Origin of the sequence: Athalassotoga saccharophila, from assembly GCF_009936215.1 — a bacterium.
GTDB classification, from domain to species: Bacteria; Thermotogota; Thermotogae; order Mesoaciditogales; family Mesoaciditogaceae; genus Athalassotoga; species Athalassotoga saccharophila.
Genome location: NZ_AP019551.1, coordinates 1,859,045 through 1,876,035, shown reverse-complemented (window position 1 = coordinate 1,876,035; position 16,991 = coordinate 1,859,045). Strand labels below are relative to the sequence as shown.

Genomic DNA, 16,991 nt, shown 5'->3' with positions numbered 1-16,991 from the left:
ACAGTGAAGGGCGAGTCAAGCGAGCCGAAGAGAGAAAGGTTAAAAAATTATTGATCGTTTTTCTCTTTGTTGTTTACCGTGCGTCTGTCGAGGCTATACTTTTTTATTAATTTGTTGAGGTATCTGTAAGATATGCCAAGTTGATTCGCGACAAGTTGTTTGTCCCATTTGAAATTTCTTAAAACTTGACTTACATATTCTTTTTCAAATTTCGAGGAAATCTTGTCCTTAAACTCCAGAAGAGGCATTATCGTTCTGTTCTTTATAGACAATTCAACGATTTCAAGAATAGAATTGTCTATGAATTTATATTCGTTGGCATTTATGGTTGGAGTATTAAAATGGAAAGACATATCGGCCGAGAGATCGAGTATACCACCTGAAAGATACCTTTTTATTATATTTTGCAGTTCTCTAATGTTGCCAGGATAATTGTAAGATAACAATTTAGATCTTACCTCTTCTGGCATATCGTTGAATGTGATATCGTAATCAAGTTGTTTAAGGAAAAAATCTACAAGATATGGGATGTCTTCCTTTCTATTTCTTAAAGGAAGCAATTCTATAGTTTCTTCCGAAAGCCTGAATAGCAAGTCCTTTCTCAAAAAATTTTTATCTCTGTTTGTTGCTGAAATGAACTTTACGTCTATCTCTTTTGCATTAGAACTTCCAACCATGTAATACTTGCCATCTTCTATAACGTTGAGCAACTTCGCTTGAATTTCTATCGGCAGTTCTCCTATCTCATCGAGAAAGAAATGGCCCGTGTGTGCCTGACCTATAAGTCCTTCCCTTGTAACACTTGCTCCCGTGTATGCTCCCTTTGCATGACCGAATAATTCACTTTCGAGAAGAGATTCTGGCAATGTTGTAAGGTTCAAAGAGATCATCGGACCTTTCCTTAAACTTATTTTGTGAATTGAACTGGCGAGAAGATTTTTGCCAGTTCCGGTCTCACCAAATATCAAAACATGTGGATCCGAAAAAATGGTGTCAAATATCTTTCTTCTTACCTCTTTGATGTGAGAACTTTCTCCAACAATCGAATCGAGAGCCGATCTTACCTTTTTGCCAAAATCAATGCATACTTTCTCATTACTTTCGGATGGTGATTTGTACAATTTCAAAATTCCAAAGGAAGAGTTTTGCTTTTCAGTCTCATCTGTTATCATGATTATCTTTGTCGAAAAGGTCTTTTTAACGCTTTTTACAAAATTGTTCAATTTTGTTTTATCTATCGTGGAATCACTCGAGGAGTTGACGAAGATTATTCTTCTCTGTTCGTTAATGTAATTATCAATTTTATTTATATCCGTGCACGAAATGATGCGATCCGAAGTGTTTATCTTTTTTATCTGATCTATCGAAGGAAAACCAACAAAAAGAAATTCCATCTTTTCTCACCCCCTGCAGCCAAAGGATATTATTATAGCATATTTCTTTTGTATTAAATTAAATTTAAACACTTTTAAGAAGATGGAAAATTTTAATTATCCTTGAATTTTTTTGTGTAACTATCGAAGATATTTGAAAAAGTCCCCTCCTCCCATTTGAATTTTTTGATCAACTCTTTGACAGAGTCATTCCTGAAGTAATTTTCTATCTCCGATTTGAGTAAATTTGAATTGCCCGGGGTTTTGTTCATCAATTCAAAAATCGTGTTTGATATAAAATTAGATATGAATATCTCTTGGAAATCTCTTTCATGATGTGGACCAAAGATGTAATCGTTTATTATATTCTTTAGTTCCTTCACATTTGCAGGATATGTATATTCGAGTAATCTTTGTTGCATTTCAAATGGAAGTTCTTCAAAATGAAAGTCATATCCGAAATCTTTTATGAAATGGTCTGTCAAGATTGGTATATCACACTTTCTTTCCCTCAGAGGAGGTATTTTAAGCACAACCTCGTCGAAACACGAAAAGCCTTCGTCTTTTTCGGCAATTTTAGTCGCTGAGATGATCCTGTACCTCTTTTTTTTGACGAGATCGCATATCTTATCTTTAAAATCTTTTGTAATGGAATCGATCTCCTCTATAAAAAGATGACCTCTTTCAAGATCGAAATTGTTTTCTAATTTTAAATCTCTGCCAATAAGGACAAAAGGCCCTTCTGATCTTAGACCGGCTTTGTGTACAACCTCTGCGAGTAAATGCTTTCCAGATCCAGTCTCGCCTGTTATGAAAAAGTTTCTATCCGAAAAGCAGGCGTTAAATATCTTTGACTTTAACTCCATTATTTTTCTGCTTTCGCCAACGAATTTTTGCATTGAAGACCTTACCATGCTGACGAAATTTGCAATTATCTCATTAGGTTTAAGGCTTGGCCCATCTATAAACGCTATTTCTCTTTCGAATTCTTTGAAGTGGTTTTTATCATCCCTTATTACGACGAGATGTGTTTTTTCCTTTTTTACCTCTTCTACGATGAATCTCAAACTTGTGTCATCGATTGGGCTGGAGGAAGATCCGTTTATGCACAGCACCTTTTCTTCTTCGAACTTTTTTAATTGGGACAGTCCGTTTATTTTGTGAATCTCGGTCGATCTCATTTTTATCTCTGTTGAATCTTTAAAATCGAAGCCTAAAAAAAATGCGTTCATGAATTCCTCCTATTGTCATGTCCTTCTTATTTTTCTCTGAATTTTGATAGCAGGTTTCATGCCATATAGAGAATAATCGGAAAGACACCATTCAATCTTGAACGTTCTTTAACTTTTGGGAACGGATGCGACGTTACTGGAACAATCGATCCTAAGATGTCTTGTCAGTTCCCAAATTCTGATATCATGAAGCCCTTAAACATCTGGCTTAAATAAATAACTCTTTAATAAGTTGATCATCAAAAAAATAAAATCTTTGACATCCCAAAATTTTGGCACACATCTTGCTTATGTGAATTGACGGTTAAAAATCTTTTGAAGGAGGTCGGTAAGGAAAAAATTATTTGAGAGGGAATTCATAGTCGGGTTTCACATCGCTTTGTGTTTTTGAAGGTTTTTAGTTTCACAAAATTGAAAATTCTAAATTTTAAGGGAGGTAAGAAAGTATGAAAAAAGTTCTGATTCTTGGTGTAATTGCGATGTTGGCGTTAGGCGTTATGGCGTTGGCAAATACCGCAGGATATTATGAACAAGTAACTCAAGGGGCAACATGTCAGCAAGCCTCGTTATCTGTTAATTCTATGATAGGTATTGAGCAAGGTTATGTGGCCACTGCTACGTCTTATAATGCTTCATTCTGCGGCGCAAGTGGAAATCCATTGACAGGACATTACGTGAGCCTGAATAGTCAAGTGCTCTTGGCCGAACTCAGCGTTAAATCAAATATGTCTACTATAGGTGTTACGGTTGCATTTTCAAGTAATTTCCCCAACTTCTCAAATTATTCTTTAAGTTCTTACATAAATTATAGCGATAATTACTCTAATGGAAGTCTAACTCTTCAAAATGGTGGATACCCAAATACACCTTATGAAGGTACTCTTGAAGTTTACGCGCCATCTTCAATTCCTCAATGGGTTACTGCCGGCACTTATCAAGTAACAACAACTTTCACAATAACCCCTAAAAATAATTTCTGATAAAAACTTCTCAGATAAGGCGGATCTCCGCCTTATCTTTTTAGAGGGGAGATGATCGTAACGAAGAAGATTTTGATTCTCATTGTAATTGCGATGTTGGCGTTAGGTGTCATGGCGTTGGCAAATACCGCAGGATATTACAAACAAGCAACTCAAGGGGCAACATGTCAGCAAGCCTCGTTATCTGTTAATTCTATGATAGGTATTGAGCAAGGTTATGTGGCCACTGCTACGTCTTATAATGCTTCATTCTGCGGCGCTCCATGTCCAATATGTAATTGTACAACTGGTCCAGAGATCTCACAAAGATTGATAAATGGTAAGTATACACAATATGATAGTTTGTCAATCAATCAGGGGATCCTGATATCTGAGTTGACAGTTAAATCAAATGCTCAAAATATAAATGTTACAATAACTATAACACAACCCTCCAACGCATCTGGGTCGTTACTATCGAATTATTCCTCTTACTATATATTCTATAATAACAATGCCAGTAATAACCTTTTGGGAACGGGGAACTTTTCATCTGCTCCACAGGCGCTTACCTTTTTAGTTAATCTATTGCCTACTTCGTCTTATTATGTAGGTGCAGTTGACGTAGTTCTTGATACGTATGATACACACTGGGGAGAGTTCGTGAAGCCTGGCGATTATTATATAAGAACAACTTTTTTGATAAGTCCTCAGAACACATTCTGAGAATTAAAGTTAAAATTTAAAAGGACACTGAAGTGTCCTTTTTATTTTTCCTCATCGTTTTCATCCTTATTTTCATTTTTGTAATAAACCGTGCAAATAATTTAATTTATATTTCTTGATCTTTTCAGAATGTTTAAACACATTCTTGGGATAATCTTAGCGAGATGTAAACTTTGGGGGGATTGATATGAAAAGAATTCTCGTGATTATAATATCTTTGATTGCACTTTCTATGATTGTTTTGGCAGATAACATGGGGCCGGTTTTTGAAGGAGGAAAACTTACTTTTAAGACTGAAAATGAAGTTCCTCATCTTTACGATCCAAATTTTTATATGGATCAGGGATTTCTGGCGACTGCAACTGTTTTTAATTCAACCTTACCTGATATATTCAATAAAATATTGATTGATATTTTTTACAATGGAAATTGCTTTGATTCCATAAAAAATTTTGTTGTCCTTGCCGGTCTTAACGTTGAATCTGATGCGACCTCTGTTATAGGAATTTCTATTTCTATCTCGAATCAATCAAATATCAGGGATATATCTTACTATTACCCCAACATTTCAGGAAATTCTGTATATGACATAAGGACGGACAATCCTCCATCGATTCTCGATCTTCCATTTAGCACGGGTAAGACCGGGCACAGTGGTTATCTCTACGTTGCCTCTACAAAAGCCTTACAATTTGATCAGAATGACAACCTCGCCTTTACATTTGTGATAATTCCACATAATTATTATTGAATAAAAATTCATTTGGGAACTATAGAGACATATTTTGCATCATTAGTTCCCAAGATGATTTATTCGTTCCTGAATCTCAGGAATTTTTTGCTTGTATGGTTGAAAAATCGTGGTCAAAAAAAATTAAGATTTTGGCATGAATACTGCTCATGTTTGTTGATAAGAAATTGTGTAAGGAGCGAATCATGAAAAATATAATAGTATTGATTATGATCATTTTTACTTCATCTGTAATCTTTGCAAATAGCACAATTACGGCAGAGGAATGTTATAAATCGTCCTTAAGCGTTACCTCTGTTGTGGAAGTAATGCCATGCATGGAGGCTCAGACAACAGCGCTTAGCACCTCTGTTCATCCGGTTGCTTTTGATCCGATAATACCTGCGATGAACATAAACACAGATTTCCTCGTAACACTTGCAACGCTCAACATAAAATTGAACTTTCAAAATATCTTTGTATACGTAAATGTCAATAAATCAAATGTGATGAGTTTTATGTCAAATTCGGATATACAAAGTAATGGCCAGATTTACAATTCGGCTTACTATTTAAACAACATTTATTTTGTCGTTGTTTCGACTTTATCCAAAAGCGATCATGGTTATTACACGCTGAACGTTAACGTCGAAGCGCTTAATTCTCAGGTCGAACAGTGGACTAAGGGATCTCAATACACGGTTCCGGTTGAATTTACGGTGCTTTACGAGAATATTGGCCAATTCATAACGAATTACGGAAATACTCAAAATATAGTTTTTAACAGATAATTTTGAGCATAAATGAGAGGAGAGAGAAAGTGAATTTAAAGCATATTTTGGGGTTTTTCATTGTTTTGTTTTTTGTCCCTTTTATCTCTTTTGCCATAGGAGGTCTTTACGTTACGCCTCTTGTAGAGAATTTGCATGGTGCTCCTGGAAGTCAAATAACTTTTAATACATCGATAACAAATCAATCTAATGTGCAATTGACAGCCGTTATTGCCTTTAGAGATTTTTACATTGATTCGAATGGAAATTACAGTATGACAACCTTTGCATCTTACACCCATTCATGCGCACCTTGGATAACGACTCCATCAACGGCTCCTGTAATCAGTGCCGGTCAAACTATTCAGGTGCCTTTCACGATAACCATTCCATCTAACGTGTCGGGAGAATACTTTGCAACGATACTTATAAATAACACTGCACCCAATCAAACTGGCAACATAATAGTCGGGGTGAATACGGCAGTCCTTATAACTCTTAAAATAGATAACATGCCTATGACCTATCAGGCGCAGTTCAAAGGAGTTAAACTCTACAGCACCACTTCAGAAAATTTACCGTCCAATTTCCCAAGCGGCCTTAAAAATTCTGGTATACCTTACGTTCTCGAGATGGATTACACCAACACTGGAAATTCCGTTATAGGACTCGATGGTCAGTTTAGACTTGTATCAGATACACTTCATCAGATTGTTTACGCTACAAGCCTCGCAAGGCAGGAAACGCTTGCCTTTCCGGGCATAACAAGAACGATATGGATTCCAATCAACAGAATTGTTCCAAATGGGGATTACAGAATTTTGCTTTCCGCAAATCTTGGAAATGGCATCATGACAAGCCAAAGTTTCAGCATGAAGGTTACAGATCAGAAGATAAGCCCATTCCCGTTTTTGAGTACGGATAAATATATAATAAACATACCGTTTCAGGTTCCGAATGCCTTTCTTAATGCGAATTTCAACATTCAAAGTCTTGACTACAGGATTTCGAATGTTAAATTCGAATTGGTCGGAATGAAACAATCTTATCAAGGTCTTGTGGTGGAGGCGCCACTCGATCAGAATTTGTTTGGGAATTTAAAGGTTTATCCCGATCCTATGATTTTGTATCCTTATTCGATCAGAAATGTCGTCATTGCCGGAAAAGGTCCTTCGACTGCTCCTGCAAGCGGGGAATATTATGCGCTTTTAAAGTTAAATGAATCTGTCTCTGGAGGAGAGGCAACAACGGTGGAGATCCCAATCATCTTGTCCGTTGGAAAGTTGACTAAATCTATTGCCCTTGAAAACTTTAAAGTTACTCCTGACGGATCGAATGTTGATATATCAGTAGACGTTAAAAATACCGGAAATTCGATGACTTATTACGCTGGTGAGATCTTCATAACGGACGCCACAGATCATGCTGTTAATAGTTCACCTGCGATATTGAATATCGGTATTTTGTACTCAGGTGCAACGGTTTACAGAACTATGACATTACCGTTCAAGGTTTCAAAGGGCTATACTGTAAGACTCGTCATGTACTACTTCAATGATCAAACTTTCAAAAATACGGCAACCGTTTCTGTACAGCAAAAGATTAACTGAGAAGAGGGGATAGAATGAAAAAATTCATGGTGCTTTCTTTTATAATCTTTATAGTCATATCTGCCGTTTTTGCCCAGAATGTAACTATATCTTTCTTTCAAGAACCACTCACACAGGCCTTAAACGATCTCGCGACTCAGGAGGGTATAACGATACTTACAGATTCGACGATAGGTGGTATTATAACGCTTAACCTTAACAATGTGAGCATCTCTCAAGCGCTAAACCTTATGCTCATGTCGGGAGGATACGCATGGAAAGAGATCCAGCCTGGTGTTTATTTCGTAGGAACTCCAAACCCGGCAACGAATAGTTTTCTTTACCTCGCACAGATGACACCGTATCAATTGAAATACATAAATTCGAAGACGCTTTTCAGTTATCTGCCGGCAATCATGCAGCCTTATGTCTTTTCTTCGACCACCTCTCCTTACCTTATCATGATAGGTGCGCCTGACAGTATAAAATCATCCATCATATCCTTGATAAAATCAGTTGATGTTCCTCCCAAAGACATCGTCGTACAGGTTAACGTGCTCGAAATGGACAAATCTGTCCTCGACAGTTGGAATATGAGTTTGCAGTATTCGCAGCCGTCGAATTCTTCAAACGGCACAACGTTCAACGTACTTAACGGAGCGATAAACGCAGCATTCATAATAAATAACCTTTCGATACTCTCCAATATAAATGCACTCGTCTCAAATGGAGAGATAAAGATGCTTGCAGATCCCAAACTCAGAATTCAAAGCGGACAAACGGGAACTGTGAATTCAGTGACAACCACAACTTATCTCTATACAACATCAACAGGTCAGCAGACTTTGAGCGTGCCGGTAGGGATAAACCTTTCTGTAACTCCAACGATAACTGCCTCAGGCGTTGTGCTTGTGAATTTGACAGAAACCTTAACAGGAGCATCGCAGCAGCAAACCTCTTCCGGTGTACCAAACACGATAACCAACACATTGACAACCTCTTTTACAACACAGGCTGGTAATACGGTGGCAGTTGGAGGGGCCAATTTTCAGACTTATCAAACTCAAAATTCCAAGGTACCATTACTTGGAGATATACCTTTGATAGGCTTTCTTTTTACCCAGCAAAACGTTGTAAAAGTTGAAAAAGAGATCGTGGTGGTTATAACAGTTGAAAAGGCAGGGGATTAAAATGAAAAAGATCATCCTGATTTCCCTTGCACTTTTAATTTCCGTTGCCGTTTTGGCTTACGCGTCTGGCATGACATCGTCTTTCGTTTTCAGTCAGGAGAGTCTTCAAAGTGCTTTTCAAGATGTATCGATGGCATTCAACGTTTCGATAGTCGTCGATCCAACTGTAAGCGGCAACATCACGATGAATCTCAACAATGTGACTTTGGATCAGGCACTTTCAACTATATGTAAAGGATACGGGTTGTTTTATTTCAATTACGATGGAGTTTACTTCGTGGGAACAAACATGTCTGCCATGTCTATGAAAGCGGCCGGTTATTCAGAACGTGTAATAGAACTTAAATATCTTTCGTCATCAAATGTCATGGCCTTTTTGCAGCCTTATTCGAACTACATAACGTATGCACAGTCTTATCCTTATCTTTTCTTCTTTGGACCGAACAGCGTTTACGAAAAGGTTTTGTCAACCGTGAAATCGGTCGATGTTCCGGGAACGAATGTTTATGTCGTATACAACATTTATACGATGTCCAATAGCAATTACGCCATGTGGCAAAATGACTTTTACTCGAGTTATATCATGCCGGGGCAATTTAAGAGCACGAATTTTGAATTTTTTCAGAAATACTCAAATTACATGAAATTTGAGGGAAATGGTTTTGCGCTTGCAGGTGCTGGAAAGAATATACAATTCAAGGCAAATTATCTTCCCTCTTCCAGTCTTAGCATGAATGTGCTTGTCAATTCAATTGGCGCGACTCAGGCAAATCTTAATTTTAATCTATCGGTGCAGAATGTAAGTTCGGGTACCGTTCAGGGTACTCCTTCCTATACGATCAACACGAATTCAACGGTCACAGTGGGGGATAATAAAATGGCCGTTGCCTCTTTTAGAAGCGGAAATTCCAATTTCATAGTTACGGTTTCTACAGTCAGAAGCGCTCCTTCAACATCTATTTTCACTTTGATGGATATGGGCCCAAAAGTAAGGACATATAATCTTGTTATGGACTACAACGGAAATAATAACACAATCAAAGCCCTTGGAAATATCGATCATTTTGGACTTAAGATCAGCGCTGGCCAAAATATTCCATCTGGAATATACGTTGGCATATCGAGCCCGGTTGCAATAGGACTTCAGGGATATCTTTTGATAGGAGGACCTATCTTTTCGAATTTGTCCAACGTCAACAATTACAAAGGAGAGATTGCACTCGTTCAATATCCTGATTTCAAGTCGAATTTTCTCTCTTCTGGCGTTTTAACTGTAAGCGCATCTTTAACGTCACTGGCGAATTTTCATCTTCAATACAACGGAAATCTTGAATACAAAATGGACAATCTTGTTTTGGGAGGAGAATTCTCATACAATCACATTCAATTGACGGGAAGTAACAATTTCGATCTTTACGGTTCGATTGGTTTAGTTTACTATGGAGAAATTTTGAGAGTACTTTATTCTCCGATTTCAAACACTTTCAAGTTTGAAATGAATTGGGGTGGTTGAGTTTGAGAAAAATATATGCACTTTTGGTCTTAATAAGTCTTATGGCGATATTATCTTTTGGGGATAACTGGCTTAACGCACAGGAAGAAATTCAAAAGAGTTTCAACTCCAATTCGCCTGGTCAAAATTTGCAAAATCAATTACTCGGTTCTACGAATACGAATTATTTCTTGGATCTTGGATCAAGCGTGAGTGTTTTAGACAATAATATACATGATAAGGGTACTTATTATTTAACGGTAAATATTTCAAAATCTGGAACGACCACGATTCAGTTGACACTACCTAATAACGCTTTGCCCGGTAATTTTAATTGGTGGACAACGGCCAGCAGTCAAAATTTTGTCAGTAAAATAGTCACGTCGAATACTTCAAATAACATTTTTATATCCATATATATACCTGTCGGAACATCATCAGGAACTTACAATGAAGTGATAACTTTAGCAACTGGAAATCCAGGACAAGACTCCAATGTATGGAAATATTTTATAGATCTGACAATCGTATATAAAAATCAAAACTATATAGCAACCGCAACATCTTACAACCCACATTTCGCACATCTTTGATCAGAAATAATATTTTTCATATTCAACTCCCAAAAGTCTTATCACTTTGATCTGCAAATCTTTTAAATTCGCTATCTGTGTGGTTGTTTGCCCATCTGTAACCACATTTACAACGGTTATGTTCATGAAGTTCTGACATATCCACCTGAATGTCGGCCTGTTTGTCGGCTTTTTCAACTGATTCGGAAATGTTTGCCCTGTCTCTTTCAATGTGCGCCTTATTTCCCATTCCGAAAGCGAGTACACCAATAACGTCAATACCATTATCATCACAAGTGCCTGAATCCGTCCGGGCTTTTTCAGATACACATCGCTTACTCCGAAACTTTTGTCTTTCAAAAACCTGAATCCTCTTTCGACCGTTGTCTGGTTTTTGTAATATTCGAGCACTTTTTCATCTTCAAGTTCAATGTCGTTCGTTGAAAGTATGAATCTTCCGAGTTTTGCTTTGGCCTTTTCAACCGCTTCTTCATTCAGACCTATCTCAGCATCTATTTCATACATTTCTATCGTCGGATCCCCATCTTTAGGCCTTCCTCTTTTCCCGTCAGTTCTGACTCTTACGCTCTTTATCTCAAACTTGTCGTATTTGAAAAGAGGATGAGCTTCCATCCATTGTCTGGACTTGTTTATTCCGTCTTCAGAACAAAAATACCGTTCTTTCGTCACAGTCTTTTTCAATGACTTTTCCGCTTCTGTCTTGCTTTTTTTCAAATGCCTGTCAAATGTTTTCAGTTCCTGTTCTTTAAGATATTTCGAATTCACCATTATCCATTTTTGTTTTATCCCGCCGTAATTGCTTATTTCGGAATACACTTCATATCCTTCAATTTTGGTCGGACGAAATTCAACTTCTTTATTTAGCATTTCTTCAGCCTCTTTTATCGTAGACGGCACATGGCTTATCCAGTATGTTGTTCTGAGTTCGCTAATGTTTTCCGCAGTGTAGAAAGCACTGTCTGCCACATGATAGACTTTCTTGTCTTTGTCAATGTTCTTCCTGATTGCTTTGACCATTTCTTTGATCGACTCTTTATCCGATTCGTTCCCGTTGTATGTTTTGGCAAACATCGGCATTCCATGCTGATTTACAACCATCCCTATCACGAATTGTTTCAAATCCTGTCTGTGATCTTTCGAATGACCGAAGGTGATCTTAAAACCATTCGTCCCGTCTTCCATCTCGTAATTGCCGCTTACACTCACGCTTGTGGTATCGGTGTGAACGAGGTGAACATCCATTTCAAGTTTGTTCAAAGCGTGCGCCGCTATCTCTTGAAATAATTCCGTTGGACCGTAATCATAAATCTTGTCAAGCACTCTGCCGAGAGCGTCATCGTTAAGATCTTCCGGTTTAGTTCCTTCGCCTAAAAGTTTCTCAACATCCCAGTTCTCAAAATAACTCCCTGCAAAGTACAATCTCCTGTCAACAAAACCAAGCCCGAGTATGATCATCGCTTTTATTATCGCAGACGTTGAAAGATTGAAGTTCCGGACTTTCGGTATTCTCTTTTCAATGACCTCTCCCATTTCAAATTTATCAAATGTCCCAGCCACAAGTCCATGGTGATCAAGTTGCTTTGTAGTGATTTCCATTTTTCTACCTCCGCTGTCTTTTTCAAATAGATCATAGCAGCAGAAAGGCATAAATCAATGGACTCTATCCGAAACGGTAAATAGTGGTATAATCTTTGTGATGTGCGTCAAGGTTACAGCAAATGCTTCTTTGGCTATTACTGACTCTAATCATTTCCCACTTTCAATTTTAAAACATGAGTTTCAAATAAATCCAAAAAACTGTTTTTTATCTGCGGAAAGTGGGTTACAATGCTTCTTTTTCTGGTGTAACAGGGAATGTTCTAACAAATGCTTATAATACTGATAGGGTCTTACTTGCAAAACTTGCTGTCCAATCAAATATGTCAACAATAACAGTTACCGTTTCAACAGGTGTTAATGGAGGCAGTCTTACATCCGGAATAAATCCGCCAGGTCTTCCAAACGGTATGATACTCAAATACAGCGATAATTACGATGAGAATGTACTGACATTACAGCCAAAAGATTCAGATCAATATTCAGGAGAACTCGATATATTTGCTTCTAAAAGCATAGAATCGTGGGTCGCGCCGGGAAAAATCGTGATTACATTTCAATTTACCATAATACCAAATTGCGGCTATTGAATGACAAAAAAGCCCGATAAAATCGGGCTTTTTATCATATCAGCGTTATTTGATCTTTTTCCGGAAGGCTTCTTAATGCCCCCATCTCTTTTAGCATCTGGATGTGATTTTTGTTTAGGATGGTCCTTGTCCTCAGATCTTCTATCGATGTGAATGGTTTTAATTTTCTTTCTTCTTCTATTGATGATGCGACCTTGTCTCCAAGGCCGGGCACTTTGTTTAAAGGCACCCTTAAGGCATCATTTTCTATTTCAAATTTTTTTGCGGACGATTTGAATATGTCAACTCCGATGAATTTGTATCCCCTCAGAATCATTTCCTTTGCGACCTCAAGTACGCTTTCTCGTGCTTTGTCTTTAACGTTGTCAATTCCTTCATTTTGAATTTTTTTAAGTTCTCTGTTTATGAACTCGAGGCCCTCGTACGCTATTCTCACATCGAATTCGTCTCCTTTTATCGTGAAATAAGTTGCGTAAAAAGCGAGAGGATAGTGAACTTTAAAGTATGCTATTCTGAATGCCATGCTTACATAAGCGGCCGCGTGTGCCTTCGGGAAAAGATACCTTATTTTTTGGCATGACTCTATGTACCAGTCGGGTATCTCATGGGCCTTCATGATCTTTATGTCCTCTTCTTTTAGACCCTTTCCCTTTCTAACCTTTTCCATTATGTTGAAGGCTATGGAATTCTCTATTCCCTTTTTTATCGAGTAGATCATTATGTCATCACGACAGGCTATAACGGTTTCCAACGTCGCTTTTTTGGATTTTATAACGCTCTGGGCATTGTTGGCCCAGACATCTGTTCCGTGCGAGAGGCCAGAAATTCTTATAAGATCTCCAAAATTTTTTGGCTTTGTCTCGACTAACATTTGCTTTACGAACTGCGTTCCGAATTCGGGTATTCCATTTGTTCCAACCTGCGTTCCAAGTTCATCAGGCGAAAGTTTTAAAGGCTTTAGAGAGGAGAAGATCATCATTGTTTCGGGATCATTCATTGGAATCGTCATGGGGTCAATTCCCGTGAGTTCTTTGAGCATTTTCATGGTTGTAGGATCATCGTGGCCGAGGATATCGAGTTTTACAAGCGTGTCGTGGATGGACTGGTAATCGAAATGGGTAGTTATGACATCGCTTGTCGTGTCATTTGCAGGCCTTTGAACCGCTGTAAACTGGTGGATATCGAGTTCTTTTGGCACTATCATAAGTCCGCCCGGATGCTGGCCAGTTGTCCTTTTGACACCGGTAAGACGGGAGGCATAATAATCCATCTCAACTTTGTTCATACGTTCTCCGGTTTTTTCGAGATACCCTTTGACAAATCCGTACGCCGTCCTCTCTGCTATTGTAGAAATAGTGCCGGCTCTAAAGACGTGATCGTGACCAAAGAGTTCTTCTATGAATTTATGTGCCACAGACTGGTAATCTCCGGAAAAGTTAAGATCTATGTCCGGCACCTTGTCCCCTTTAAAGCCCATGAAGGTTTCAAAGGGTATATTTTGACCGTCGGAGATCATCTGCTTTCCGCACACCGGGCATTTTTTCGGTGGAAGATCGTATCCGGACTCCTTCGAGTCGTCGAATTCGAAATGGTGGCATTCCGGGCAGTAATAATGGGGAGGAAGTGGATTTACCTCCGTTATGCCTAACATGGTGGCGACAAGCGATGATCCGACCGATCCTCTCGATCCGACAACGTAGCCATCCTCTCTCGATTTTTCGACGAGTTTTTTGGCGATAAGATAAAGCACGGCATATCCATTGTCTATTATTGATTTCAATTCCCTTTCCAATCTCTGATCGACCTCTGGCGGAAGCGGATCTCCGTACTTTTTCTTTGCGTTCGCGTATGCCTCTTCTCTTATTATGTTTTCGGCATTTTCTATTTTTGGCGTGTGAAGTACCTTGTCCACTATCTGGATCTTTTCTATCTGATCTGCTATCTTTCTTGTGTTGTCTATCACTATCTCTTTGCATATTTCGGAGACATTTTCAAAATCGCCGAATATCTCGCGCCCTGCTTCTAACATCTCCTCTGTTGTGCGAAGGTAAAGGGCCGGCTGTTTTTCAAAATCTTTGTAATCTTGGGCTCCCATAAGTATGGATCTGACCTTTGCGTCTTCTGGATTTAAAAAATGGACATCGCCGGTCATCACAACGGGCACAGAGAGTGCCTTACCGAGGGTGTAGATCTTCAAATAGAAGTTTTTGAGCAAATCCCTGCTTATTTCTCTATCCTTTGCCTCGTCACTTAAAACATCGAGAGGCATAATTTCGAGAAAGTCATAAAATGATACCATTTGGATGAGTTCGTCATCACTTGCGCCGCCAAAATAATTCTGCGCAAGTTCTCCCGATGTACACGCAGAACCTATCAATAATCCTTCTCTGTGCTTTTCAAGAAGGGATCTTGGTATTCTCGGCTTGGATTTGAAATAATCTATGTGGGATTTACTTACCATTTTGTATAGGTTGACAAGGCCTGTTCTATTTTTGACGAGAATAGTCAGATGGTATGGCCTGAGGTTTCCGACATTCACATTTTTGGAAAGGCTGTTCAATTTGTCGAGAGTCTGGACGCCTTTGTGCTCGGCCATCTCGACAAGTTTGATGAATACCTTTGCCGTTATAGACGCGTCATCGAGTGCCCTGTGATGATTGAAGTCCTCAAGTGAAAGTGCTTTGACAACTTTCTCAAGACCGTAGGAGGAAAGGGATATCAAAGATTTTGACATCTGAAGCGTGTCTATGTAAGGGATGTTTACGTCTCTGCCGAGATTTTTTGCATTTTCTCTTAAAAATCTGTAATCGAAATCGGCGTTGTGTGCAACTAATATCGAATCTTCTATGAATTCAAAGAATTTAGGCATTATCTCTTCGGCCGATGGAGCATTCTCTAACATTTCCGAAGAGATGCCGGTTATCTCTTTTGATTTTTGTGAGACTGCCTTTTTCGGCTTTACAAGTGAGGAAAATTGCGCTACTATCTGCATCTTTTCTATTTTTACGGCCCCTATTTCTATTATTTCATCCTCGACCGCATTCAATCCCGTCGTTTCAAAGTCTATCACGACGTACCTTTTATCTTCTATCTTTTCTTTTGATTTTCCATTTCTGAATATTTTGCTCGAATCATCTACCAGATATGCCTCCATTCCGTATATCGGCTTTATCCCGTACTTTTCTCCCATCTTTTCAAACTCTGGAAAGGCTTGGACAACTCCATGATCGGTTACTGCCACGGCATCATGGCCCCATTTTTTCAACAATTCGAAGAGTTCTTTCGGATCGACTATTCCATCCATTGCGGACATCGTGGTGTGAAGGTGCAATTCAACCCTTTTGACGGGAGCGAGATCCATTCTTGTCTTTGGATCTGCCTTCTCTATCGATTTAACCATTATTACGGGTTCATTGGTGAATTTGTCTTCTTGGACCTTTCCGTAGATCACGCAGAATTCCGGTACCCCTTCTTCGAATTCCGATGCGATTTCTCCGAAGGCTTTGCATGATATTGCGGAGGTTCCATCGAAGATGCCAAAGGAGATAACCGGGCTTTTCCCATTTCTGTAATCGAATGAAAAGGTTTTCCCGCTTATCCAGCATGACTGGCCGGGTTTGAGTTCCGAAATTTTTGAGATCGGGCCACCGGCTGTGCTTTCTTTTCTTTTCTTTTCACTTTTCTTTTCTGTATCTACCTCTGGAATGGGGATCTCTTCAACTTTTGGGACGGATGCCGTGATCTCTATGGACTTTTCGGGAAACAACTCGTAAACTATCTGATCTATTTTGTGCTTTGATCCGTTAACGCTGATCCTTTCCTTGACAAAGTCATTTGAGACTTCTATCCTTATTTTTTCGCCATTCAATTCAACTTTATCGAGCACTCCGTCGAGAAGAGGAATTTCTGACTTGAGTTTTTCGGAAAGTACTTTTAATTTTTCGGACGGATCGAAAGATTTGAAATCGACCTGTACGCCGAAGAAGTTTTTTAACAAAAAGTTCTGGGAAAAATCCTGAGGGATTTTATCAACGACAAATTCGATTTTGGAATCTGTTATCTTTATGTCCTCTATTTTGAAAGACTGGTGAGGAATGCCAAATTCTTCAAAGAAATGATTCTGATCGAAGTCCGACAATTTGTAATTCACA

13 protein-coding genes are annotated in these 16,991 nt (G+C 38.6%); 9 read left to right on the top strand and 4 right to left on the bottom strand.

The window, feature by feature from the left end; all coding sequences use genetic code 11:
* Nucleotides 1–47: 47 nt before the first annotated feature.
* Nucleotides 48–1,394, bottom strand: coding sequence for a sigma 54-interacting transcriptional regulator (locus ATHSA_RS09315; RefSeq protein ID WP_161848814.1), 1,347 nt, complete (start codon nucleotides 1,392–1,394; stop codon nucleotides 48–50).
* Nucleotides 1,395–1,486: 92 nt separating this feature from the next.
* Entirely contained in the window at nucleotides 1,487–2,605 is a 1,119-nt protein-coding gene (locus ATHSA_RS09310) for an AAA-type ATPase lid domain-containing protein (RefSeq protein ID WP_161848813.1), read from the bottom strand.
* Nucleotides 2,606–3,051: 446 nt separating this feature from the next.
* Between ATHSA_RS09310 and ATHSA_RS09305 the strand changes: the two genes are divergently transcribed.
* From ATHSA_RS09305 to ATHSA_RS09270, 8 genes are all read left to right on the top strand, one after another.
* The gene (locus tag ATHSA_RS09305; protein ID WP_161848812.1) at nucleotides 3,052–3,585 is read left to right on the top strand and encodes a hypothetical protein; all 534 of its coding nucleotides are present in this window, start codon (nucleotides 3,052–3,054) and stop codon (nucleotides 3,583–3,585) included.
* A 51-nt stretch (nucleotides 3,586–3,636) separates the two neighbouring features.
* Nucleotides 3,637–4,290, top strand: coding sequence for a hypothetical protein (locus tag ATHSA_RS09300; protein ID WP_161848811.1), 654 nt, complete (start codon nucleotides 3,637–3,639; stop codon nucleotides 4,288–4,290).
* Between the two features lie 187 nt (nucleotides 4,291–4,477).
* The gene (locus ATHSA_RS09295; protein ID WP_161848810.1) at nucleotides 4,478–5,041 is read left to right on the top strand and encodes a hypothetical protein; all 564 of its coding nucleotides are present in this window, start codon (nucleotides 4,478–4,480) and stop codon (nucleotides 5,039–5,041) included.
* Between the two features lie 185 nt (nucleotides 5,042–5,226).
* A complete protein-coding gene (locus ATHSA_RS09290; RefSeq protein ID WP_161848809.1) occupies nucleotides 5,227–5,811 on the top strand; it encodes a hypothetical protein in 585 nt (194 codons plus the stop codon).
* A 29-nt stretch (nucleotides 5,812–5,840) separates the two neighbouring features.
* Nucleotides 5,841–7,400, top strand: coding sequence for a hypothetical protein (locus ATHSA_RS09285; RefSeq protein ID WP_161848808.1), 1,560 nt, complete (start codon nucleotides 5,841–5,843; stop codon nucleotides 7,398–7,400).
* A 14-nt stretch (nucleotides 7,401–7,414) separates the two neighbouring features.
* The gene (locus ATHSA_RS09280) at nucleotides 7,415–8,569 is read left to right on the top strand and encodes a hypothetical protein (RefSeq protein WP_161848807.1); all 1,155 of its coding nucleotides are present in this window, start codon (nucleotides 7,415–7,417) and stop codon (nucleotides 8,567–8,569) included.
* Between the two features lies 1 nt (nucleotide 8,570).
* Nucleotides 8,571–10,082 (top strand): STN domain-containing protein, encoded by a 1,512-nt coding sequence (locus tag ATHSA_RS09275; RefSeq protein WP_161848806.1) that lies wholly within the window; start codon nucleotides 8,571–8,573, stop codon nucleotides 10,080–10,082.
* Between the two features lie 2 nt (nucleotides 10,083–10,084).
* A complete protein-coding gene (locus ATHSA_RS09270; protein WP_161848805.1) occupies nucleotides 10,085–10,654 on the top strand; it encodes a hypothetical protein in 570 nt (189 codons plus the stop codon).
* Here the strand turns inward: ATHSA_RS09270 and ATHSA_RS09265 are convergent, their stop codons facing one another.
* Nucleotides 10,655–12,301 carry an IS1634 family transposase gene (locus ATHSA_RS09265; protein ID WP_232060051.1) on the bottom strand — a complete coding sequence of 549 codons (1,647 nt, stop codon included), beginning with the start codon at nucleotides 12,299–12,301 and terminating at the stop codon, nucleotides 10,655–10,657.
* Nucleotides 12,302–12,471: 170 nt separating this feature from the next.
* Here ATHSA_RS09265 and ATHSA_RS09260 point away from each other — a divergent pair, with 170 nt between their 5' ends.
* Nucleotides 12,472–12,840 (top strand): hypothetical protein, encoded by a 369-nt coding sequence (locus tag ATHSA_RS09260; protein ID WP_161848804.1) that lies wholly within the window; start codon nucleotides 12,472–12,474, stop codon nucleotides 12,838–12,840.
* Between the two features lie 34 nt (nucleotides 12,841–12,874).
* On the opposite strand, the gene ATHSA_RS09255 is transcribed toward ATHSA_RS09260, so the two are convergent.
* Nucleotides 12,875–16,990, bottom strand: a complete 4,116-nt coding sequence (locus tag ATHSA_RS09255) for a PolC-type DNA polymerase III (RefSeq protein ID WP_161848803.1) — start codon at nucleotides 16,988–16,990, stop codon at nucleotides 12,875–12,877.
* Nucleotide 16,991 lies beyond the last annotated feature (1 nt).

Coding starts and splice junctions, on each gene's coding strand:
- ATHSA_RS09310 (WP_161848813.1), bottom strand. CDS start 2,605: ATGAACGCATTTTTTTTAGGCTTCGATTTTAAAGATTCAACAGAGATA.
- ATHSA_RS09295 (WP_161848810.1), top strand. CDS start 4,478: ATGAAAAGAATTCTCGTGATTATAATATCTTTGATTGCACTTTCTATG.
- ATHSA_RS09265 (WP_232060051.1), bottom strand. CDS start 12,301: ATGCCTTTCTGCTGCTATGATCTATTTGAAAAAGACAGCGGAGGTAGA.
- ATHSA_RS09315 (WP_161848814.1), bottom strand. CDS start 1,394: ATGGAATTTCTTTTTGTTGGTTTTCCTTCGATAGATCAGATAAAAAAG.
- ATHSA_RS09280 (WP_161848807.1), top strand. CDS start 7,415: ATGAAAAAATTCATGGTGCTTTCTTTTATAATCTTTATAGTCATATCT.
- ATHSA_RS09290 (WP_161848809.1), top strand. CDS start 5,227: ATGAAAAATATAATAGTATTGATTATGATCATTTTTACTTCATCTGTA.
- ATHSA_RS09275 (WP_161848806.1), top strand. CDS start 8,571: ATGAAAAAGATCATCCTGATTTCCCTTGCACTTTTAATTTCCGTTGCC.
- ATHSA_RS09305 (WP_161848812.1), top strand. CDS start 3,052: ATGAAAAAAGTTCTGATTCTTGGTGTAATTGCGATGTTGGCGTTAGGC.
- ATHSA_RS09300 (WP_161848811.1), top strand. CDS start 3,637: ATGATCGTAACGAAGAAGATTTTGATTCTCATTGTAATTGCGATGTTG.